The sequence below is a fragment of the Actinoallomurus acanthiterrae genome, assembly GCF_054775715.1.
This window is the reverse complement of record NZ_BAAHCO010000001.1, coordinates 6,384,853-6,406,852: the sequence shown is the minus strand read 5'-3', so window position 1 is coordinate 6,406,852 and position 22,000 is coordinate 6,384,853. Positions and strand designations below refer to the sequence as shown.

At 70.3% G+C, this 22,000-nt stretch carries 21 protein-coding genes; 19 read left to right on the top strand and 2 right to left on the bottom strand.

Translation table 11 applies throughout. The annotated features are described in order from the left end of the window. Positions 1-230 precede the first annotated feature (230 nt). The 14 genes from ACYVF7_RS30415 (at position 231) to ACYVF7_RS30350 (ending at position 14,370) form a co-directional block, all read left to right on the top strand. On the top strand, positions 231-1,196 hold the full coding sequence (locus ACYVF7_RS30415; protein WP_460347503.1) for a 3-oxoacyl-[acyl-carrier-protein] synthase III C-terminal domain-containing protein: 966 nt from the start codon (positions 231-233) through the stop codon (positions 1,194-1,196). Positions 1,197-1,213: 17 nt separating this feature from the next. Continuing rightward, positions 1,214-1,372, top strand: coding sequence for a hypothetical protein (locus ACYVF7_RS30410; RefSeq protein ID WP_460347501.1), 159 nt, complete (start codon positions 1,214-1,216; stop codon positions 1,370-1,372). Beyond that, a complete protein-coding gene (locus tag ACYVF7_RS30405; RefSeq protein WP_460347499.1) occupies positions 1,369-3,033 on the top strand; it encodes an HAD-IIIC family phosphatase in 1,665 nt (554 codons plus the stop codon). Before ACYVF7_RS30410 ends, ACYVF7_RS30405 begins: the two co-directional genes overlap by 4 nt. Before the next feature lies 1 nt (position 3,034). Further along, positions 3,035-3,295 (top strand): acyl carrier protein, encoded by a 261-nt coding sequence (locus tag ACYVF7_RS30400; RefSeq protein WP_460347497.1) that lies wholly within the window; start codon positions 3,035-3,037, stop codon positions 3,293-3,295. Between the two features lie 64 nt (positions 3,296-3,359). Then, positions 3,360-4,688, top strand: a complete 1,329-nt coding sequence (locus tag ACYVF7_RS30395; RefSeq protein ID WP_460347495.1) for a lysine N(6)-hydroxylase/L-ornithine N(5)-oxygenase family protein — start codon at positions 3,360-3,362, stop codon at positions 4,686-4,688. Between the two features lie 9 nt (positions 4,689-4,697). Next, a complete protein-coding gene (locus ACYVF7_RS30390) occupies positions 4,698-5,063 on the top strand; it encodes a cupin domain-containing protein (RefSeq protein ID WP_460347493.1) in 366 nt (121 codons plus the stop codon). Beyond that, the gene (locus ACYVF7_RS30385) at positions 5,060-6,682 is read left to right on the top strand and encodes a class I tRNA ligase family protein (RefSeq protein ID WP_460347491.1); all 1,623 of its coding nucleotides are present in this window, start codon (positions 5,060-5,062) and stop codon (positions 6,680-6,682) included. Before ACYVF7_RS30390 ends, ACYVF7_RS30385 begins: the two co-directional genes overlap by 4 nt. Then, positions 6,679-7,923 (top strand): ATP-grasp domain-containing protein, encoded by a 1,245-nt coding sequence (locus ACYVF7_RS30380; protein WP_460347489.1) that lies wholly within the window; start codon positions 6,679-6,681, stop codon positions 7,921-7,923. The genes ACYVF7_RS30385 and ACYVF7_RS30380 overlap by 4 nt, the downstream gene beginning before the upstream one ends. Before the next feature lie 16 nt (positions 7,924-7,939). Then, entirely contained in the window at positions 7,940-8,794 is an 855-nt protein-coding gene (gene ddaH / locus ACYVF7_RS30375) for a dimethylargininase (RefSeq protein WP_460347487.1), read from the top strand. Between the two features lie 10 nt (positions 8,795-8,804). Then, positions 8,805-9,131 carry a hypothetical protein gene (locus ACYVF7_RS30370; RefSeq protein WP_460347485.1) on the top strand — a complete coding sequence of 109 codons (327 nt, stop codon included), beginning with the start codon at positions 8,805-8,807 and terminating at the stop codon, positions 9,129-9,131. Between the two features lie 13 nt (positions 9,132-9,144). Beyond that, complete coding sequence (locus ACYVF7_RS30365) at positions 9,145-10,950, top strand: ABC transporter substrate-binding protein (protein WP_460347483.1); 1,806 nt, start codon at positions 9,145-9,147, stop codon at positions 10,948-10,950. Between the two features lie 36 nt (positions 10,951-10,986). Continuing rightward, positions 10,987-12,228, top strand: a complete 1,242-nt coding sequence (locus ACYVF7_RS30360; RefSeq protein ID WP_460347481.1) for an ATP-grasp domain-containing protein — start codon at positions 10,987-10,989, stop codon at positions 12,226-12,228. Next, positions 12,225-13,457 carry an MFS transporter gene (locus ACYVF7_RS30355; RefSeq protein WP_460347479.1) on the top strand — a complete coding sequence of 411 codons (1,233 nt, stop codon included), beginning with the start codon at positions 12,225-12,227 and terminating at the stop codon, positions 13,455-13,457. Before ACYVF7_RS30360 ends, ACYVF7_RS30355 begins: the two co-directional genes overlap by 4 nt. A 22-nt stretch (positions 13,458-13,479) precedes the next feature. Further along, entirely contained in the window at positions 13,480-14,370 is an 891-nt protein-coding gene (locus ACYVF7_RS30350) for a TIGR03621 family F420-dependent LLM class oxidoreductase (RefSeq protein ID WP_460347477.1), read from the top strand. 62 nt (positions 14,371-14,432) lie between these two features. On the opposite strand, the gene ACYVF7_RS30345 is transcribed toward ACYVF7_RS30350, so the two are convergent. Beyond that, positions 14,433-14,780, bottom strand: coding sequence for a hypothetical protein (locus ACYVF7_RS30345; RefSeq protein WP_460347475.1), 348 nt, complete (start codon positions 14,778-14,780; stop codon positions 14,433-14,435). Further along, on the bottom strand, positions 14,770-15,999 hold the full coding sequence (locus ACYVF7_RS30340) for a metal-dependent hydrolase family protein (protein ID WP_460347474.1): 1,230 nt from the start codon (positions 15,997-15,999) through the stop codon (positions 14,770-14,772). Before ACYVF7_RS30340 ends, ACYVF7_RS30345 begins: the two co-directional genes overlap by 11 nt. 238 nt (positions 16,000-16,237) lie before the next feature. Here ACYVF7_RS30340 and ACYVF7_RS30335 point away from each other — a divergent pair, with 238 nt between their 5' ends. The 5 genes from ACYVF7_RS30335 (at position 16,238) to iolD (ending at position 21,995) form a co-directional block, all read left to right on the top strand. Continuing rightward, positions 16,238-17,296: a LacI family DNA-binding transcriptional regulator gene (locus ACYVF7_RS30335; protein WP_460347472.1), complete on the top strand. Its 1,059-nt coding sequence runs from the start codon at positions 16,238-16,240 to the stop codon at positions 17,294-17,296. Between the two features lie 194 nt (positions 17,297-17,490). Next, complete coding sequence (iolC, locus tag ACYVF7_RS30330) at positions 17,491-18,444, top strand: 5-dehydro-2-deoxygluconokinase (protein WP_460347471.1); 954 nt, start codon at positions 17,491-17,493, stop codon at positions 18,442-18,444. Next, the gene (locus ACYVF7_RS30325; protein ID WP_460347470.1) at positions 18,437-19,306 is read left to right on the top strand and encodes a Cgl0159 family (beta/alpha)8-fold protein; all 870 of its coding nucleotides are present in this window, start codon (positions 18,437-18,439) and stop codon (positions 19,304-19,306) included. Before iolC ends, ACYVF7_RS30325 begins: the two co-directional genes overlap by 8 nt. After that, entirely contained in the window at positions 19,303-20,142 is an 840-nt protein-coding gene (gene iolB / locus ACYVF7_RS30320; RefSeq protein ID WP_460347468.1) for a 5-deoxy-glucuronate isomerase, read from the top strand. Before ACYVF7_RS30325 ends, iolB begins: the two co-directional genes overlap by 4 nt. Next, the gene (gene iolD / locus ACYVF7_RS30315) at positions 20,139-21,995 is read left to right on the top strand and encodes a 3D-(3,5/4)-trihydroxycyclohexane-1,2-dione acylhydrolase (decyclizing) (RefSeq protein WP_460347466.1); all 1,857 of its coding nucleotides are present in this window, start codon (positions 20,139-20,141) and stop codon (positions 21,993-21,995) included. Before iolB ends, iolD begins: the two co-directional genes overlap by 4 nt. Positions 21,996-22,000 lie beyond the last annotated feature (5 nt).

Sequence of the window (22,000 nt, the reverse complement as noted above, 5' to 3'; positions counted from 1 at the left end):
TCTTGCTCGTAAGAAGCATTCGGCATAACACCGGCCGCATTCGATCACCCGTCTCTTTTTTGCGGTTGATGATTATCCGCCTGCGTTCAATATCGGCGGCTATTGCCGCTGAACGCCTCCACGGGACAGAATTTCGGCGTATCGAGGCAAAAGAAGGAGTGGTGATGGCGAGTCCATCGGTAGATTTCGGAATTGCTGGATTCGGATATGCCTTCGGCGAAGACCAGGACGTGGAAAAGACCGTCGGGTCCTACGTGACGGACCCGGAGCGGGTACTCCAGTGGGGCTATCACACGTTCCACCGGGCCGCGGATGGCGTCACCGCCACCGACCTGGCGGCCGAGGCCGCCCAGGACGCGCTCACCCGCACGGAGCTGAGCGCCGACGACATCGACCTCGTGGTGCTCGTGACCTCGGAAATGCCGGAATACCCGCACTGGGATTCGTCGGCGGCCCTCGCCAGAGAGCTGAAGATCCGCCAGGCGCAGACGCTCCTGCTCAATGAGGGATGCGCGTCAGGCGTCACCGGCCTGGGCATCGTAGCCGGGGTCCTCGCCGTTCAGCCAGAGATCGAGACCGTTCTCTTCACCGCGGTGAACCGGGTCAGCGAGTACCACCGGAACCGCATGAAGGTGAACAACGCCGTGCACAGCGACGGGGCCGTCGCCGCCGTTCTCCGCCGGGGCCATCCCCGCAATCGGTGGCTGTCGACCGACCAGTTCACCGACCCCGACCTGTGCGACTGGTTCCGTACGGACTACGGCGGGGCCGTCGCGCCGGTGGCGCCGGAGGGATGGTCCAGCCTGACGGCCCCGGCCGGGCACGAGCGGGTGCAGGCGCACTTCCAGAAGGACCCGCGCCGGCTGCGGGAGTTCGCCGGACAGGCCATCGCGCGCTCCGTCGAGGTCATCGAGGGGGCGTGCCGCCGGGCGGGCGTGAGCCGCGACGACGTCACCCACGTGATCTACATCAACGACAGCGCGGACTCCATCGACGACATCGCCCGGCCGTTCGGCGTCCCGCCGGAACGGACCAACGCCGCGATCTCCGTCACGCACGGGCACATGGGCGCCGCCGACCAGCTCGTTTCCCTCGGGCAACTGACCGAGCAGGGCGTCATCGCCCCCGGTGACCTGGTCGCGCTGACCGGGATCTCCATCGGCATGCGCTGGTACTGCACGCTCGTCCGGGCCTGAGGGCGGTGACGAACCCGATGGGTGACACCATCCTGAACGAACTGCGGGCCGCCGTCGCCGAGCGCCGGCAGCCGGCGCCGGCCGTACGCCGGGCGCTGGCCGGGTCCGCCGACGCCGCCCTGATGCGGAAGGCCGGCTGCTGGCCGGCCTCGAGGTCGAGGACACACCGGCCGTGACCGTGGCGGTGCACGCGACGTTCACCGCGGGCTCCTTCGAGCCGCTGCTCCGCGCCGCGCTCGTCGGCACCGGGCTCGTGCCCGAGATCGAGCACGGGGAGTACGGCACCTTCGACCTGACCCTGGCCACGGCCGCCTTCAGCGCCGACGTCGTCACGCTGCTGCTGGACGCGGCGTACTTCCTGCCCCGCGACTGGAGCGCCGACCTCGAGACGCTGGAGAAGCACGTCGAGGCGCGCCTGGCGGAGTTCCGCGGCCTGCTCGCGGGGGCGCGGGAACGCACCTCGGCGCTCCTGGTGCTGCACACCGTCCCGCTGACGTCCGAGGTGCGCGACGCCTTCATCAGCGTGCGGGCGCGGGCGGGCGTGGCACGCCTGTGGTGCGAGCTCAACGCGTCCCTGCTCCGCCTCGCCGAGGAGGACGCCCAGGTCGTGACCGTGGACCTGGCCGGAGCGCTGGCCGAGGCGCCGGTGCCCGTACGGGACGCGCGGCTGCACCGGTACGGGGACATGCCCTACACCGACGGCGCGCTGCTCGTCCTGGCCCGGCAGGTACGCCGGGTCGTGCAGGCGAAGCGGGGGCTGTCGCGCAAGGTGCTCGCCCTCGACCTGGACAACACCCTGTGGGGCGGCGTCGTCGGCGAGGTGGGCGCGCAGGGCGTCCAGCTCGGCGGCCTGTACCCGGGCAACTGCTACCTGGAGCTGCAGCGCACCGCGCGAAGGCTGCGCGACCAGGGCGTCATCCTGGTGCTGGCCAGCAAGAACGACCCGCAGGTGGTCGAGGAGGCGCTCACCGGGCATCCGGAGGTGCTGCTGCGCCCGGACGCCTTCTCGGTGAGCGCGGTGAACTGGTCCGCGAAGGCCGGCAACCTGCGTGACGCCGCGCGGTCGCTGGGCCTGTCCACCGACGCGTTCGTGTTCATGGACGACTCGGACTTCGAACGCGGTCACGTCGCCGACGAACTGCCCGAGGTCGCGCTCGTCCCGGCGAACGGCGATCCCGCGTACCTCGTGGGCGCGCTTCTGGACGACGGCTGGTTCGACGTCATGGCGCTCACCGAGACCGACCGGCGGCGCCCGGAGCTGTACCGGACCCGTGCGCTGCGCAGCGACTTCGCCACCGGCTTCGGGTCCTCCGAGGAGTACCTCGGCGCACTGGGCATCGAGATGGAGATCGCGCCGGCGACCGGCTTCACCGTGGCCCGCCTGGCGCAGCTCGCCGCGCGGACCAACCAGTTCAACCTGACCGGGATCCGCTTCGACGAGGCCGAGACCGCCGCCATGAGCACAGACCCGGGGCACCTGGTCGCCTCGATTGCGGTGGGGGACCGCTTCGGGGACGACGGGATCGTCGGGGCCGTCTGGGTGGACCGCCGGGCCGGCGCCTGGAAGGTGCTGAACCTGGTGCTGAGCTGCCGCGTCCTGGGCCGCGGCGTCGAACTCGCGATCGCCGGATGGCTCCTGCGGACGGCGCGGGACGGCGGCGCCGGAACGGTCGAGGGCCGGTTCGCGCGCTCGCCGAAGAACGGCGTGGCCGCCGACTTCTGGACGCGGGCCGGATTCACCCAGGCCGGCGACGGCGAGGCGTTCGCCTTCGACCTGAGCGACGAGCTCCCCGGCATCCCGGAATGGATCACATTGCGCGAGCGGAGTGACGACTGACATGAGCGCCTCATCCACGGTCGAGCCGACCGTGCTGGAGATCCTCGGCGACGTACTGAGCGAGACGCCCGACGGCCTTTACGCCGAACCGGTCCTCGCCGCGCACGGGTGGGACAGCATCGCCTCCCTCGAAGCCCTCGCGCAGCTGGAGGACCGGCTCCAGATCACGTTGGACCTGCGGTCCTTCCACGCCGCGCACACGGTCCCCGACATGGTCGCCCTCGTCACGGACGCCGTGGCCGGCAAGGCACGCATCCCATGAGCGAGCGGAGCGAGCGAATCAGAAGCACAGTGCGCCCGGTCACTCCTCCGACGAAGGAGGCCACATGACCGAGCGACCCCGCATCCCGGAATCCTTGGAGGACAGAGTGGAGCGTCAGGAAGTCGAGCTACTCGCGATCGGCGCCGGTCCGGCGAACCTCGCCCTGGGCGTGGCGCTGGAGGAGATGGCGCTCGAGGAGATCGCCCACGACACGCTGATCATCGAACAGCACGACAGCGTGGAATGGCAGCGGGGAATGCTCCTGCCCTGGACACAGAGTCAGGTGTCGTTCCTGAAGGACCTGGTGACCCTGCGCAACCCGCGGAGCCGGTTCTCGTTCGTCAACTACCTGCACTCGGTCGGCCGCCTCGACGAGTTCATCAACCTCGGCAGCTTCACGCCGTACCGGCTGGAGATCTCCGGCTACCTGCGCTGGGTCGCCGAGTCGCTGCGCGCCGTGCGAATCGAGCACGGACGGCGCTGCGTCTCGATCAAGCCCTGCCATTCCAGCGACGGGCAGGTGGAGGAGTGGCTGGTCGAGCTGGCCGACGGCGGGCAGATCGTCTGCCGGAACCTGGTCATCGGCGCGGGACGGGACGCGCACATCCCCGCCGAGTTCTCGGGACTCCCGCGGGCACGGGTGATCCACAGCACGGAGTTCTCGACGCGCGTCGCCGACCTGGACACCGGCGCCCCGCTGCGGGTCGCGGTGATCGGCGGCGCGCAGAGCGCCGCGGAGATGCTGTGGGCGACCTACCAGGGCTTCCCCCGCGCACGGTGCACGATGGTCATGCGGTCGATCGGCCTCAACGCGTACGAGACCAGCAAGTTCACCAACGAGCTGTTCTACCCGTCGTTCATCGACGAGTTCCACGCGGCGCTGCCCGAGGCACGTGAGCAGCTCCTGCGTGAGATGCACCGCACCAACTACGCCGGCCTGGCGCCGAACATGCTCGACTCCCTGTACCGGGCGATCTACCAGGACCGGCTCACGGGCACCGAGCGGCTCCGCATGGTCACGATGGCGGAGGTCACCGACGCGCGCATGGACGACGGCGACGTCGTGCTCACGCTCGCCGACCGCAAGAGCCACCGCGTCGACGAACTCCGCTGCGACGTCGTCATGCTCGGCACCGGCTTCGTCCGCGGAATGCCGCGGATGGTGCGCGACCTGGCGGCGACGGCCGGCGTCGGCGAAGCGCGTGTGAACCGCAACTACCGGATGGACCTGCCGCCGTCGTTCACCGCGGGCTGCTACCTGCAGGGCGTCAACGAGGCCACCCACGGCATCGCGGACTCCCTGCTCAGCGTGCTGGCCGCCCGCTCCCAGGAGATCGTCACCGAGCTCCTCGCCAGCCGCCACGACCCCGAGCTCGTCCTCAACGTCCAGTAAGGAGCGATCGTGGAGATTCGCAAGCTCGACCGGGACAACCTCAAACAGGACAACGGGCTGATCGCGCAGCGGCTGATGCCGTGGGCGGCCCTCAACGCGCCCTTCGAGGGATCGTGGTGCGTCGTCAAGCCCGGCGCGTCCTCCGGCGCCCACGGGCACCACGAGTACGAGATCTGGGTCGCGATGAACGGCGCCGCCGAGATCATCAGCGAGGGCAAGCGCGTGCCGTTCGTCGCCGGCGACGTCGTCCACTTCCCGCCGGAACAGCGCCACCAGGTCGTCAACGACGGCGACGCCGACTTCGAGATGTACGCCGTGTGGTGGGACGCCGAGATGGCCGAGCGGTTCAGCACCCGTCACGGCGGGCCGGCGTGACCGCCGGCGGGCGCCCGGCGATCGTCGTCGCCGCGACGCCGACCTCCAACGGCGACCTGCACGTCGGTCACATGGCCGGCCCGTACCTCGCCGGAGACGTCTACAGCCGCTACCTGGCGGCCATGGGCCGTCCGGTGATCTACACGACCTGCACCGACGACAGCCAGAGCTACGTGATCACGACGGCGCACCGGAAGGGGATCCCGCCCGAGCGCCTGTGCGCGACGTCGACCGAGGCGATCGAGCGGACCCTCACCGCGATGGGCATCTCGATGGCCGGGCTGCCGCCGATCGACGACCGCTACCGCGAGACCGTCCAGGAGTTCTTCACGGCCCTGCACGAGGCGGGACGACTCCGGCTCCGCACCGTGCGCCTGCCGTACGCGAACGGCGCCTACCTCTACGACGGGCTGCTGACCGGCACCTGCCCGGCCTGCCTGAGCGGGAGCAGCGGCGGCGTCTGCGAGGGATGCGGGCACCCGAACAACTACGACGAGCTGCTCGATCCCCGCTCGACGCTCGATCCCGACGCGCCGGTGACGTTCCGCGAGCAGACCATCCTGGTGCTGCCCATGGAGGAGTACCGGGACCGCCTCACCGCCTACTTCGCCGCGCGGGAGGGGCGCTGGCGGCCGCACGGCATGCAGCTCATCCGTGAACTCCTCGACCGGCCGCTGCCGGACATCCCGGTGACGTTCCCCGGCACCTGGGGCGTCGCGGCGCCGTTCCCCGAGACCCCCGGGCAGATCCTCTATCCGTGGGTCGAGGCCATGCCGGCCGTGATGTACAGCACGTGGTGGTCGGCGGCGCAGCGCGGCGAGCGTGCCGAGGCGGTCGACGAGCACTGGCGCGCCGAGCACGGCGCGGAGCTCGTCTACTTCCACGGCTTCGACAACGTCTACCACTGGGGGCTGCTGGACCTGGTCCTGCTGATGGCCCACGGCGACCGCTACGTCCTGCCGGAGACGAACGTCTGCAACGAGTTCTACGAGCTCGAGGGGCAGAAGTTCTCCACCAGCCGGGACCATCTCATCTGGACCGCGGACCTGCTCGCCGAGGTGCCGCGCGACCTCGTACGGTTCCACCTCGCGCTGACCGCGCCGGAGTACCAGCGCACCGACTTCAGCGTGGCCGCGCTGCGCGAGGTGACCGGCCGGCGGCTGGTCGAGCCGTGGAACGCCCTCGCCGACGCGCTCTGGCTCGCGTCGGCGGGCACTGGCGACGCGCCGCTGCCGACGTCGGAGACGGGACGGCGGCGGGCGGAGATCCTCATCGAGCGCGTCCGGCTCGGGTACGAACTGCCCAGCCTCAGCAGGGTGGCGGACACGATCGCCGGCGGCTCGAGGGGCTGGCCGAGGAGGCGGCGGTCACGGACGGCGATCCGGCCGCGCTCGGCGACCTGTTCCTGCAGGTCCGCGCGCTCCTGGCCTGCGCCGCGCCCATCCTCATCGACGTCGCCGGCGAGGCCGCGGACGCCGGCGTCGACCTGGGCCTGGCCGCCGCGCAGCCGGCCGAGATCGGCGCGTTCACGCTCCCGCGCCTGCGGACCGCGGACGCCGGCGAGACGACCGGCGTACCGGCCGGCGCCTGATCCCCGTTCAAAGGCAGGTAAGCCATGAAGCTGCTCACGATCGAGACGCGTCAGTATCTGAACTACTACCACTCCCGCTACAAGCAGGTGCAGGACCTCGGCGTCGACCTGTATGTCCTGAACGGCGAGGGCACCGCGGACTTTTGGCCCGCCGACCACTACCGCTTCGTCGGGAACAAGAAGATCGACGACATCGTCGCCATGGCCCGCGAGTGGCACGCCGTCGAGGAGTTCGACGGTGTGATCACGTTCTCCGAGTCCGCGGTCATCACGGTCGCGGCGGTCGCCGAGGCCCTAGGGCTGCCCGGCATCGGGGTCGACGCCGCGGTCCGCAGCCGTAACAAGTACCTGATGCGGCAGGCGTACGAGAAGGCCGGCGTGCCGATCCCGTCGTACCGGCTGGTCCCCGAGCTGTCCGACGCGCTGCGGGCCGCCGAGGACTTCGGGTACCCGGTGATCCTCAAGCCGACGTTGGGCGCGGGCAGCCACTTCGTCTTCCGCGTCGACACGCCGGAGGAGATGGCCGAGCACTTCGCCCAGGCGGCCGAAGGCATCAAGGAGATGTTCTGGGTGAACTCCGAGGCCGACGGCGTCGACCTGGGCCCGAACGGCCTGCTCGTCGAGTCGTTCCTCGACGGCAAGGAGTACCTGATGGAGGCCGTCGCCTGGGACGACGAGGTCTACCTCGGCTCGGTCGTGGACCGGATCACCCCCGAGGGCGGGACGTTCGACGACGACGTCCACCACGCGCCCACCTCGCTCGGCCCGGAGGACGTCGCCAAGGTGCAGCGCGCGGTCAGGGCCGCCGCGCGCGCCCAGGGGCTGCGGCGCAGCGTGATGCACGCGGAGGTCCGCTTCCACGAGGGCGAGCCGTACCTCCTGGAGATCGCCGCCCGGGTCGGAGGCGGCGGTCTGGACATGATCGCCCGGCTCACCGCCGACCACGACCCGATCGCCGCGGTCGTCGACATCGGACTGGGACGACGCCCGAAGGTCCGGCACTTCCAGCCGACCGGCGTGCACGTCACGGCGATGTGCCTCATCTGCGACGAGGGCGTCGTCGAGCACGTCGAGGTGCCGCCGGAGGTGAGCGAGTCGGACGAGGTGTTCCTGCTCAAGATCACCGCACGGCCGGGGGACGTGATCAAGAGGCCGCCGAACGGCAACACGATCCTCGGCTTCCTCGGAACGACCGGCGGGTCCGAGGCCGAGGCCTTCCGGACCATGAACGAGTTCGCCGACAAGATCAAGGTCACGTTCGCGAAGTAGCGGGGGAGCAGAGTCCGTGCCAGAACAGTTCGTTGACACGCGCGCCGGCCGTCCGGCGCGCGTGTCCCGGCGCCGCCGGTTCCTGATGTGCCCGCCGACCCACTTCGACGTCCGCTACTCCATCAACCCGTGGATGGACCCCGGCAAGCCGACCGACGCGGCCCTGGCCGTCGCGCAGTGGGAGCGGCTGCGGAGCCTGTACCTCGGGCTCGGCCACCAGGTCGAGGTGATCACTCCGTCGCCGGGCCTGCCGGACATGGTCTTCGCCGCCAACGGCGCGACCGTCGTCGACGGCAGGGTCCTGGCCGCCCGGTTCCGGTACCCCGAGCGGGCCGCCGAGGCGGGGGCCTACGCGTCCTGGTTCCGCGAGCGGGGCTACGAGGTGCACGAACCCGCGTACGTCAACGAGGGCGAGGGCGACTACCTCGTGGCCGGCGACCGGATCCTGGCGGGTACCGAATTCCGTACGGATCGGCGGTCGCACGCGGAGGCGCAGCGGTTCCTCGGCCGCCCGGTGGTCGCCCTGACCCTGGTCGACGCGCGCTTCTACCATCTCGACACCGCCCTGGCCGTCCTCGACGACGACCAGATCATGTACTACCCGGCGGCGTTCTCCGCCGACAGCCGCCTGCTCCTGCGCGAGCTGTACCCCGACGCGATCCTGGCCACCGACGCCGACGCGGAGGTGTTCGGGCTCAACGCGGTCTCCGACGGCCGGTACGTCGTGCTGGCCGAACAGGCGACCCATCTGATCGACGAATTGTGGGCGCGTGGATTCGTGCCCATCAGCGTGGACCTGTCGGAACTGAAGAAGTCCGGCGGTGGCGCCAAATGCTGCACGTTGGAATTGCGTGCGCCGGTCAATCGGTGAGGTGCGGAAAATGATCGATTACAACGGCCGCCGGTTCCGTCCGGCGGAGGCCGCCGAGAGCGGCCGGGTGGCGATTTACCGGCAGGACGGCGACCTGCTCTGGGGCGAGTTCACCGGGGGCAGGGCCCGGCGCGGTTCGCTCGCCGGGCGATGCGCTGCCGACGGCACGCTCGACTTCGCCTACTGCATCGTCCTGGACAGCGGCGAAGTGATCTCCGGGCACTGCCGGAGCACCCCGGAGTTCCGCTCCGACGGCGGCGTCGACCTGCGCGAGGAGTGGGAGCGCTACGGCGCCCACGCCTCCGCGGGCGTGTCGTACCTGACCGAGATCCGATAGCGGGAGGGACCCGATGACGCAGCAGACCACCGCCGTGGCGACGGCGGGCGGCCGGCCGAAGAAGGGCGGCGTGGTCACCTGGGCGATGGCCCCAGGCTTCCCGCCCGCCGTGATCTTCCCGTTCACCCCGGCGGAACGCATGGGGATGCGGAACAACTACGAGTTCCAGATGCTGATGTACCGGCCGCTGTACTACTTCGGCAGCCGCGGCACCCCCGAGGTGGACTACGACCAGAGCATCGGCGAGCCCCCGCAGTGGAGCGAGGACGGCCGCACGGTGACCATCAGGGTCAAGCCGTGGAAATGGTCGAACGGCGAGACGTTGTGCGCGGACAACGTGCTGTTCTGGGTCAACCTCTTGAAGGTGAAGGGCGAACGCTACGGCGAGTACGTCCCCGGCTATTTCCCGGACAACTGCACCTCGTACGGCAAGCTGGCCGAGGACGTCGTCTTCTTCACCTTCGACAAGCCGTATTCCAAGGAATGGGTGCTGATGAACCAGCTCAGCACCATCACCCCGCTGCCGAAGGCGTGGGACCGCACCGCCGACGGGCCGGCGAACGCCTCCGGTGACACCGCGGACGTCCTCGCCGTCTACGACTACCTGATGGAGCAGCAGGGCAACATCGTCGACGAGGGCAACGCGCACCGGACCCGCTGGCCGGACAGCCCCCTCTGGAGCGTCGTCAGCGGACCCTGGCGACTGAAGAGCTACACCCTCGACGCCGTGGTCACCTTCGTCCCCAACGAGCACTACTCGGGGCCGAACAAGCCGCACCTGGACGAGTTCCGGCAGATCCCGATGGCCTCCGACGAGGCGGAGTTCGCGATCCTCAAGGGCGGGCCGGACGGGCCGGGCTCGGTCCAGGTCGGCTACCTGCCGCTGAGCTTCACCACGGAGCCGACCACCGACCCCACCCAGGGCGGCCCGAACCCTCTCGACGAGCACTACCGGCTCGTTCCCCAGGTGGCGTACTGCATCCGGTACACCAGCCTGAACTTCAACAACCCCACCGTCGTCGGGAAGCTCTTCAAGCAGACGTACGTCCGGCAGGCCCTGCAGCGGACGCTCGACCAGGACTCGGCCGTCCACGACATCTACCACGGGTACGCCTACCGCCAGGACGGCCCCGTTCCGGTCATCCCGGCGAGCGACCTGGTCGCGCCGGAGCTGGTCGGCGGGAAGGGGCCGCTGCCGTTCGACCCCGAGGCGGCGCGGGCGCTGCTCGAGGCCAACGGCTGGGACACGAGCACGACCCCGGCCGTGTGCGTGAACCCCGGCACCGGGCCGGGCCAGGCGGGGGAGGGCATCCCGGCGGGCACGCGGCTCAGCATCCTGCTCCGGTACGTCGAGGGCCGGCCCGCCCTCACCCGGCTGATGCGCAAGTACAAGGAGGACGCCGCCGCGGCCGGCATCGAGCTCCGACTGGAAGAGGTGTACGGCTCGATCCTCGTCGCGGAGGACGCTCCCTGCGAGCCGGGCCCCGGCGTGCCGTGCCGGTGGGAGATGTGCTGCTGGAACGGCGGCTGGGCGTACCACTATCCGAGCGGCGAGATCCTGTTCAAGACCGACGCCGGCGGCAATTTCGGGCACTACTCAGACCCGCGCTGCGACGAACTGGTCGAGCGGACCGTCACCAGCGACGGCCTGGACGCGCTGTACGAATTCCAGCGCTTCATCGCCGAAGAGGTGCCGGTCATCTTCACCCCCAATTTCCCGATCCGGCTGTTCGAAGTGGACAAGAGACTCGGCGGCTTCGAGCCGGTGAATCCGTTCGGGATGCTCAACCCCGAGAACTGGTACTACACCGAGGACTAGCGGAAAGGGCGGAAAATGGCTGAGCAACACGACAAAATGGCTGAGCAGCATGACCCTCTGCTGCTCGTGGTCGCGACGGGTATGCGCACGTACCGCGAATACCTGCTGCGCTCCATCGGCACCCGATTTCGCATTCACCTCTTCCACGTCAGCGAGCCGACCTGGGAGAAGGAGTACATCAGCGGCTGGACGGTCGTGCCGAGCACGATCGACGGCCCGGCCATGGCCGAGGCGGCCGTGAAGGTCCACGCGCAGGAGCCCGTGGCCGGCGTCCTGTGCTGGGACGAGGGCCGGATCCACGCGACCGCGTACGTCGCCGAGGCGATCGGCGCCCGAAACGGCGACCCGGCGGTCATCTGGCGGCTGCGCGACAAGTGGCAGACACGCGTCGCGCTCGACGCGGCCGGTGTGCCCCAGCCGCGATCGCTCCCGGTGAAGACCCTCGACGAGGCCCTGGAGGCCGCCGAGCGGGTCGGCTATCCGGCGATCCTCAAGCCGCGAGGGCTGGGCGCGAGCCTCGGCGTCGTCCGCGTCGACGACGCCGGCGAACTCCGCGACCGGTTCGCCTTCTCGCGCGACACCAAGGCGCCGGACCCGGTCGTCTACAGCACCGACCAGCCGCTCCTCGTCGAGGAGCGCGTGACCGGCGAGGAGATCAGCGTCGACGCGCTGGTGCAGGACGGCAAGGTCACCCCGCTGTACGTCGCCCGCAAGGTCGTCGGCTACCCGCCGTACGCGGAGGAGATCGGTCACTTCGTCGACGCCGCAGACCCGCTGCTCGGCGACCCGGCGCTCCTCCAGGCGCTGCAGGACACCCACACCGCGCTGGGATTCCTCGACGGCTGGACGCACACCGAGTTCATGCTCACCGCCGACGGGCCACGGCTCATCGAGGTCAACGGCCGGCTCGGCGGCGACATGATCCCCTACCTCGGAATGCTGGCCACCGGCGTCGACCCGGGCCTGGCGGCGGCGTCCGCGGCCTGCGGCCTGGCGCCGGACACCCATCCGGTACGCCGGCGCGTCGCGGCGATCCGCTTCTTCTACGTCGACGAGGAGGACACGACCATCGGATCCGTCGCCTTCGACGAGGACGCCCTGCCGGCCGCGATCGAGCGGGCGGTCGCGGTCGCCACGCCGGGCGCCGTGGTGTCCCCGCCCCCCAAAGGCACCGTGTGGGGCCGGATCGCCTTCGCGATCGCCGTGGCGGACTCCGCCGAGGAATGCCTGCGCGCGCTGGACGGCGCGGAGGCCGCGCTCACCGTCACGACGGGATGACCATGGCGATCGACATCGAGGCCGAGGAGAGGGGGACCGTCGCCGTCTGGAACACCTTCCGTGAGTCACAGCTCGCGGTGAAGGTGCTCCTCGTCGGCGTCTTCCTGAGCCGGCTCGGCGGATTCCTCAACATCTTCATCGTGCTGTACCTCGCGGCCAAGGGGTACTCCACCGAACGGTCGGCGCTCGCGCTGAGCGTCTACGGCGCCGGCGGGGTGGCCGGGCTGCTCCTCGGCGCGACGCTCGCCGATCGGCTCGGAGCGCGGAACTCCGCCGTGCTCGGCATGACGGCGACCGCCGTGCTCACCGCCTCACTGCTCTACCTGCCCGGCTATCCGGCCGTGCTCGTCGCGGTGGGCCTGGCGAGCGTGGCCGCCCAGATCTACCGGCCGTCCTCGGCGTCGCTGCTCTCCGAGCTGACGCCCGAGGACCGGCAGGTGATGATCTTCGGGATGTACCGGTTCGGGCTGAACCTCGGCGCGACGGCCGCGCCTCTCCTCGGCTTCGCGCTGTTCTACCTGGGCGGCCGGGAGTACACGCTGCTGTTCTGGGGCGAAGGGCTGATCGCGCTCGCGTACGCGGCGCTGGCCCTCGTCGCGATCCCGGCGCGCTCCCGGCCGGCGACCGGCACAGACGCCTCGGCGGAGTCCGGGCCGGCCCGGTACGTCGCGATGTTCCACGACCGCCGCTACCTGCTGTTCCTGTTCGCCACGATGCTCAACGCCATCGTCTACGTGCAGTACCTGTCCACGCTGCCGCTCGAGGTGAAGGCCGCCCACGTCTGGGTGCTCTGGTACACCGTCGCGGTCTCGCTCAACGGGCTCATCGTGGTGGTGTTCGAGCTTCCGCTGACGAAGATCTCGCAGCACTGGCCCACCCGGTTCACGGTCGGCCTGACCCTGACCCTCGTCGGCCTCGGCAACGCCTGTTACGGATTCCCGATCTCGCCCGTCGTGATCATCGGCGCCACGCTGGTGTGGACGCTGGGCGAGATCCTCGGCGGGCCTTCCGTGTTCGCCTATCCGGCGATGGCCGCCCCGCCCCCGCTGAAGAGCCTGTACATCGGCGGCTTCCAGTTCATGCACACGCTCGGCACGGCAGTGGGTCCCATCATCGGCGGCGCCCTGTTCGTCCGGCTCGGGCACGGGGTCTGGCCGGTGATGGCCCTCGCCGGGCTGGCCGCCGCCGTGCTGGGCGTCGCCGCCATCCGTCCCACCGATTCCCCCTGATTCTCGTCACGAGGAGGAGACAATGCGCGACTTCCGATTCGGCTTCACCCTGGGCAGCGTCCCGTCATACCGGGAGCTCACGGACACGATCGCGACGGCGGAGGCGTACGGCTTCGACGTAGCGCTGGCCGTGGAACACCTGGGCACCGGGCGGACGTCCCCGTTCCAGGGTCTGCTGGCCGCCGCGGCCGTCGCGGACCGGCTGCGGATCGGCACGTACGTGCTCAACAACGGCTACTGGAACCCCACGATCCTCGCGCGGGAGGTCGCCACGGCCGTCCGGCTGAGCGGCGGCCGGTTCGAGCTCGGCCTCGGCGCCGGCATCGTCAAGGAGCAGTACGACGCCGCGCGGATCCCCTGGCACCCCTTCGGCGAGCGCATGGACCGGCTGGCGGCCACGATCGAGGAGGTCGACGCGCTGCTCGCCCTGGAGGAGGACGTCGAACGCCCGCCGCTGCTGCTCGGCGGGGCCAGCGAGCGCGCGCTCCGGGTCGCCGCGGAACGCGCCGACATCGTGAGCTTCGGCGGGCGCTTCCAGCTGCCCGGCGAGCCGCCGGGCACCATGCGGATCATCAAGGCGGCCGAGGCGGACCAGCGCGTGGAGTTCTTCCGCGAGGTCGCGGGGCCGCGGGCCGATGAGATGGAGTGGAACGCCTTCGTCCTGGTCGTCGAGGTGACCGACGACCGCCGCGCGGTCGCCGAGCGGATCGCGGCCGAGAACGTCCCCTACCTCCAGCTGGACGACGTACGGGACGCCCTGGAGAGCCCCTTCATGCTGATCGGCACGGAGGAGGAGATCGCCCGGCGGATCCTGGAGAACCGGGAGCGCTACGGCTTCTCCTACATCTGCGTGCAGCGCCCGCACATGGACGTCCTCGGCCCGGTCATCAAGCGCGTCCGCGACCTGGCCTGACAAGTACGACGAGAAGCGGCCCGGTCCCTTTCGGGGACCGAGCCGCTTCGTCGTCGGGTCCGTCATCCGGTGGTGGACCACTCCTCGATGACCCGGCGGGACACCGGCACCAGCGTGGTGTGGTACTCCTGGATCATCTTCATCACTGGCTCTTCGTAGTTCTCCTCCCACTCCTTCGTGGCGTAGACGGCCGGCGCGAGCTCGTTCCGCAGCTCCACCGACGGGAACGCGCGGATCAGGAAGTAACCGTCGTCGTCGGTCGGCGAGGGGCCGTGCGCCAACACGGTGATCCCGCATTCGCGCATCAGCGGAATCGTGCCGTCACGGCTGATCCGGTGAAATTCCGGCCGCGCATCGGGGCTCACCGTGAAAAGCCGGATCTCGAGGATCCAGTCGCCGTCATTTGACACGCCGGCCCGCCTTCCAGACTCCGGTGATGTGGTCGGGTTCGGCCATGACCGCCATGTCCGCCAGGGGGTCGGCGTCGAGGGTGATGACGTCGGCGTCGTACCCGGGCTTCAGCTGCCCCGAGCGCGGCGCCTGCGGGCCCAGAGTGGCCGGGCCGTTGGCCGTCGCCGCCTCGATGATCTCCAGGGGAGTGAGTCCGATCTTGGCGAGCAGGGGCAGCTCGCGGCCGTTGCGCCCCCAGGAGTTGAGCATGTCCGGGCCGCTCGCGGAGATGTCGGTGCCCGAGGCGATCGTGACACCGTGCTCCCGGGCGATGGCGATGGCCTCCGCGTGCCTGCCCATCGTCTCCTCGAGCTTGCGCACGGCGTACGCCGGCACCTCGTCGCTGTGGTCGAGGAGCTCCTGGAAGATGGTGCGGGTGGTGACGAGGATGGCGCCGCACTCCCGCATGGCCACGGCCGCCTCTTCGTCGAGGTAGGTGCCGTGCTCGATCGTGGTGACGCCCGCCTCCAGGGCCGCCATGATGCCCGGCTTGCCGTGGCAGTGCGCGGCGACGATCCGGTCCGCCATCCCCGCCACCTCGACGATCGCGCGCAGCTCCGCGCCGGTGAACTGCTGGTGGATCGGATGGTCGACCTCCGACAGCACGCCGCCGGAGGCGTAGACCTTGATGAGCTTGGCGTTCTGGCGAAGCTGCTCGCGCGCGCCCCGAACGCACTCAGCGGGCCCGTCGACCAGGGTCAGCTCGCCGCCGAGGTGGCTGTAGTCGCGCATCCACGACAGCGGATAGCTGTGCATGTCGCCGTGCCCGCCCGTGGTCGACAGGGTCGACCCGGCCGCGTAGATCGACGGGCCTTCGACGGTGCCCTCGGCCACCGCGCGGGCCATGTGGATGCCGAGGCCGCCCACCTCACGGACCGAGGTGACGCCGGCGTTCAGGGCCGCCCGCAGGTCGCTGCTGACCCGTGCGGCCCGCAGCGCGATGGGCTCCTGGAGCATCACCGTCATGTCGGCGGACCGCAGGCCCATGAAATGCGTGTGGCTGTCCCACAGCCCCGGCATCACGGTGGGTGTGCGGACGGCGGTGACTCCGGGCGTCGCCGGCGCTTCGGCGGCGGGTCCGGCGTAGCTGATCGTGCCGTCGTCGAGAATGACGACGGCGTCGCCAATGGGGTTGCCTCTTCCTGGAATCAATTGATCCGCTTCGATACGCTGCAACATATTCGCAGCAAATCAGGATTCCCGGTTAATGACAATGAATCCGCGCACTCGTAATGTTGAACGCGACGGCGAAATGCCGCATTCTAGAATGCGGCGCACCGATCGGCGCAGGAGATTCGCGACGTACTTCGGTGTGTAGTCCGTATCGCGTCGTCAAGGAGTTAACTTAGATCGATCTACACTGCTAGTGAGACGGTTCGGCGAGAAGCCCTGCCACAGCCGAGGTCCCGGAGGTCGCATGTCCACCCCAAAGGCGTCCCGCCCCTCGGGCTCGAAGGGGGACCCGTCGGATGCGGGGACGGAGCGACGGCCGACCCTGCTGGACGTCGCACGGCGTGCGGGCGTGTCGCGGGCGACGGCATCGCTGGTCATCCGCGACGCGGCCGGCCCGAGCGCCGAATCCCGCGAGCGTGTGCGGAAGGCGGCCGCCGAACTCGACTACCGTCCCGACCAGGCCGCACGGTCGCTCCGGCGCCGGAACAGCCGCCTGATCGGGGTGATGTTCACCGCGCACGAGCCGTTCCACGCCGATCTGATCGAGAGCATCTACGCCGCCACCGAAGAGGTCGGCTATGACGTGGTGCTCAGCGCCGTGGTCCCGAGTCGTGGCGAGCGCCGCGCCCTCGAGGCGCTCATTGCCTCCCGCTGCGAAGCGGTGGTCCTGGTCGGTGCGCGCGAGGCTTGCACCACCGACTTCGGCAACCGGCTCCCGGTGGTGGAGATCGGCCGCCCACCGAACGAAACGGTGTTCGACGCGGTCCACACCGCCGACGACGAGGGCGCCCGCCTCGCCGTGGACCACCTTGTCTCGCTGGGGCATCGCGACATCGTCCACGTCGACGGCGGCGACCAGCCCGGTGCCGTCGAGCGGCGGACCGGCTACCTCGACGCCATGCGCCACCACGGGCTGCGGGACCGGGCGCGAGTGCTGCCTGGCGACTACACCGAGTCGTCCGGCTTCGCGGCGGCACGCACCCTGCTCGACGACGGCGAACTCCCCACCGCCGTCGTCGCGGGCAACGACCAGTGCGCCATCGGGCTGCTCGTCGAACTGCGGCACGCCGGCGTCGACGTCCCCGGTCGGGTCTCGATCGTGGGATACGACGACAGCCGGCTCGCGCGGCTCGCGCACATCGACCTCACCACCGTGCGCCAGGACGCCAAGCAGCTGGCCCGCCTCGCGGTCCAGGCCGCCGTCGAACGGCTCGACAAGGGCCTGGACGGCGAGACACGGGTCTTCTGGCTCGCCCCTCACCTGGTGGTCCGCGGATCGACCGGCCCGGTGGCACCCCGCTGATCAGACAGTGGCGTCGGCCTTGTCCTCCACGCCACGCTTGATAGAGCGGATGACCTGGGAGAACGACTCAGGTCGAGCACTTCAATCGACTGCATGTACGCATGTTGCTATGTCCGTATGTCTTGACAAATGTCGTACCATCGACAGTGTTCGGCTCAAGCCGGTGAGAGCAAACGCGGAAGGCGGCGAGCATCATGACCGCACAGTTCGACCTCGTGACGATGGGCCGGATCGGTGTGGATATCTATCCGCTGCAGACCGGCGTGGGCCTGGAGGACGTCACCTCGTTCGGCAAGTATCTCGGCGGCACCGCGACCAACGTGGCGGTGGCGGCCGCGCGGTACGGCCGGCGCTCGGCGGTCGTGACGAAGACGGGCGCGGACCCGTTCGGCCGGTTCATCCACCGCGCGCTGCGGGAGTACGGGGTGGACGATCGCTTCGTCGGCACCTCCGAGCACCTGCCCACGCCCGTGACGTTCTGCGAGATCTTCCCGCCCGACGACTTCCCGTTGTACTTCTACCGCTTCCCGCAGGCGCCCGATCTGGACCTGCGCGAAGAGGACATCGACTTCGACGCCGTACGCGAGGCGAAGATCTTCTGGGTCACCGGCACCGGCTTCTCGGAGGAACCCAGCCGGACGGCGACCATGGCGGCGCTGGAGGCGCGTGGCCGCAGGGGCATCACCGTGCTGGACTTGGACTACCGGCCGATGTTCTGGGAGTCGCGCGAACACGCGCGGGAGCGGGTGAGCAAGGCGCTCGACCACGTCACGGTGGCCGTCGGCAACCTCGACGAGTGCCTGACCGCCGTCGGCACCGACCGGCCGCGCGAGGCGGCGAAGGCGTTGCGCGAGAGGGGGATCTCGCTCGCCGTGGTCAAACAGGGCCCCGAGGGCGTGCTCGCGGTCGATGACTCCGGTGAGGTCGTGGTGCCGCCGGCGCCGGTCGAGGTCGTCAACGGGCTGGGCGCGGGCGACGCGTTCGGCGGCGCGCTGTGTCACGGGCTGCTGTCCGGCTGGGACACCGAGCGGATCATGCGCTTCGCGAACGCCGCGGGCGCGCACGTGGCCGGGGAACTGGCCTGCTCGGACGCCATGCCGACCGAGGAACAGGTACTGCGCAGACTGGAAGGGACACAGGGTGTCTGACACCGTGCGGCGGATCGTCGTGAAACGGGTGCACGAACCGGAGGCGATCGCCGAGGCGGCTGCAAACCGCGTGCGGGCGAAGTCGCCCTTCAACGACAAGGGCCGGATGATGATCATCGCCGCGGACCACCCGGCACGCGGCGCCAACGCCGTCGGCGGCGACCCGCTCGCGATGGCCGACCGCGGCGAGCTGCTGGAGCGGCTGTGCCTGGCGCTGGAGCGCCCCGGCGTCACCGGCGTGCTGGCGACCCCGGACGTCATCGACGACCTGCTGCTGCTCGGCGCGCTGGACGGCAAGACCGTGATCGGCTCGATGAACCGTACCGGCCTGGCGGGGTCCACCTTCGAGATCGACGACCGCTTCGCCTGCTACGACGCGGAGTCCATCGAACGCATGCGCTTCGACGGCGGCAAGACGCTGACCCGCATCTGCCTCGGCGACCCCGCGACGCCGGCCGTACTGGAGAACACCGCGGCCGCCGTCAACGCCCTGGCAGCGCGCAGGCTGATCGCGATGGTGGAGCCGTTCGTGTCGGTGTGGACCGACGGACGGCTGAAGAACGACCTGTCGCCGGAGGCGGTGATCCGCTCGATCACGATCGCCTCCGCGCTGGGCAGGACGTCGGCCTACACGTGGCTGAAACTGCCCGTGGTGGCCGACATGGAACGGGTGCTCGCCTCCTCGACGCTGCCCGCCGTGCTGCTGGGCGGCGAGGTCAAGGACCCGGACGCGGCCTTCGCCGCCTGGCAGCACGCACTGTCTCTGCCGACGGTGCAGGGGCTCGTGGTCGGGCGGTCGTTGCTGTATCCGCACGACGGAGACGTCGCCAAGGCAGTTGACACAGCGGTGGGGTTGATATGACGTTGCATCGGGAGGCGGGCAGCACCGCCGAAGGTCCGTTCAGCACGGTGGTCACGCCGGAGTCGGCGGGCTGGGGTTACTCCGGGCTGCGGGTGCTCGAGCTGAACGGCACCGAGACCGTCGGCACCGGTGACGCGGAGGCGCTGGTCCTGCCGCTGTCCGGTTCGTGCACGGTCCGCGTTGACGGGCAGACCTTCGAGCTGGCCGGGCGGACCGGGGTGTTCGACGCGGTCACCGACTTCGCCTACCTGCCGCGCGACGCGGAGGCGACGATCACCGGCACCGGCCGGTTCGCGCTGCCGAGCGCGAAGACGAGCGAACGCCTGCCCGCGCGGTACGGGCCGGTGAGCGGCGTGCCCGTCGAGCTGCGCGGCGCGGGGAACTGCAGCCGCCAGGTCAACAACTACTGCCTGCCGCACACGTTCGAGGCCGACCAGCTGCTGGTGTGCGAGGTGCTGACGCCGGGCGGCAACTGGTCGTCGTACCCGCCGCACAAGCACGACGAGGCGCGCGAGGGCGAGAGCGAGCTCGAGGAGATCTACTACTTCGAGGTCGCCCGCGACGGCATGGGCTACCAGCGTGTCTACGGCACCGACGAGCGGCCGATCGACGTGCTCGCCGAGGTGCGCAGCGGCGACGTCGTGCTGATCCCGCACGGCTGGCACGGGCCGTCGATGGCCGCGCCCGGCTACGACCTCTACTACCTCAACGTCATGGCCGGGCCGGGTCAGGAGCGCGCGTGGCTGATCTGCGACGACCCCGCGCACGGCTGGGTGCGCGGACTGTGGGAGTCGCAGGACGTCGACCCGCGCCTGCCGTTCGGAGGTGCGCGATGAGGCTCACCACGGCGCAGGCGCTCGTACGGTTCCTGGCCGGCCAGTACTCCGAACGCGACGGCGTCGAGCAGCGGCTCATCCCCGGCGTGTGGGGCATCTTCGGGCACGGCAACGTGGCGGGCATCGGCCAGGCGCTGTTGCAGTACCAGCACGAGATGCCGTACTACCTGGCTCGCAACGAGCAGGGCCAGGTGCACGCGGCGGCGGCGTTCGCCAAGATGCGCAACCGGCTGCAGACCTTCGCCTGCACCGCGTCGACCGGTCCCGGCTCGACCAACATGATCACCGGCGCGGCGCTGGCGACCACCAATCGGCTGCCCGTGCTGCTGTTGCCGTCGGACATGTTCGCCACCCGGGCCCCGGATCCGGTGCTGCAGCAGCTGGAGGACACGCGCGGCGGCGACGTGACGGTCAACGACGCGTTCCGCCCGGTGTCGAAGTACTTCGACCGCGTCACGCGCCCCGAGCAGCTGATCCCGGCGGCGCTCGCGGCCATGCGGGTGCTGACCGATCCGGCCGAGACCGGCGCGGTGACGTTGTGCCTGCCGCAGGACGTGCAGGCCGAGGCGTACGACTGGCCCGAGGACTTCTTCCGCCGCCGGGTCTGGCACATCGGCCGGCCGGTGCCCGAGCCCGAGGCGATCGAGCGGGCCGTGGAGCTGCTGCGCGGAGCCGAGAGGCCGCTGATCGTCGCGGGCGGGGGAGTCGTGTACTCCGAGGCCGAACGCGAGCTGCGCGCCTTCGCCGAGGCGACCGGCATCCCCGTGGCCGACACGCACGCCGGGAAGGGCGCCGTGCCGTGGGACCACCCGTGCGCGGTCGGCGGCATCGGCTCCACCGGCACGTCGGCGGCCAACGCGCTGGCCGCCGAGGCCGACGTCGTGCTCGGTATCGGCACGCGCTACAGCGACTTCACCACCGCCTCGCACACGGTCTTCGGCGACCCGGACGTACGGTTCGTCAACCTCAACGTGGCCCGGCTCGACGCCGCGAAGCACTCCGCGCAGATGGTCGAGGCCGACGCGAAACGCGGCCTCGCGGCGCTGCACGAGGCGTTGTCCGGCTGGCAGGTGGACGACGCGTACCGCGTGCGGACGCGCACGCTGGCCGACGACTGGAACCGCAAGGCCGACGAGTGCTTCCACCTCGGCCACGGCCCGCTGCCCGCGCAGACCGAGATCCTGGGCGCGCTCAATGAGGCGCTCGACGACCGCGACGTGGTGATCAACGCGGCCGGTTCCATGCCCGGCGACCTGCAGATGCTGTGGCGGGCCCGGGATCCGAAGGCCTACCACGTCGAGTACGCGTACTCGTGCATGGGCTACGAGGTCGCCGCCGGTGTGGGAGCCAAGCTGGCCGCGCCCGACCGCGAGGTCGTGGTGCTGGTCGGCGACGGCTCGTACCTGATGATGTCGCAGGAGATCGTCACGATGGTCTCCGAGGGGCTGAAGGTGATCATCGTGCTCGTGCAGAACCACGGGTTCGCCTCGATCGGCTCGCTGTCGGAGTCCCTCGGCTCGCAGCGGTTCGGCACGTCGTACCGCTACCGCGCCCAGGACTCCGGGCAGCTCGACGGCGGCACGCTGCCCGTCGACCTCGCCGCCAACGCCGAGAGCCTCGGCGCCACGGTGCTGCGCGCGTCCACCGTGGAGGAGTTCACGGCCGCGATCGCCACCGCCAAGGCGAACTCCACGACCACCGTCGTGCACGTCGAGACCGACCTGCTCGGACCCAACCCGCCCGGGAGCGCCTGGTGGGACGTCCCCGTCAGCGAGGTGTCCGAGCTGGAGTCCACGCGGAAGGCGTACGAGACCTACGCCGCCACCAAACGTACCCAGCGTCATTACCTGTAGGAGCA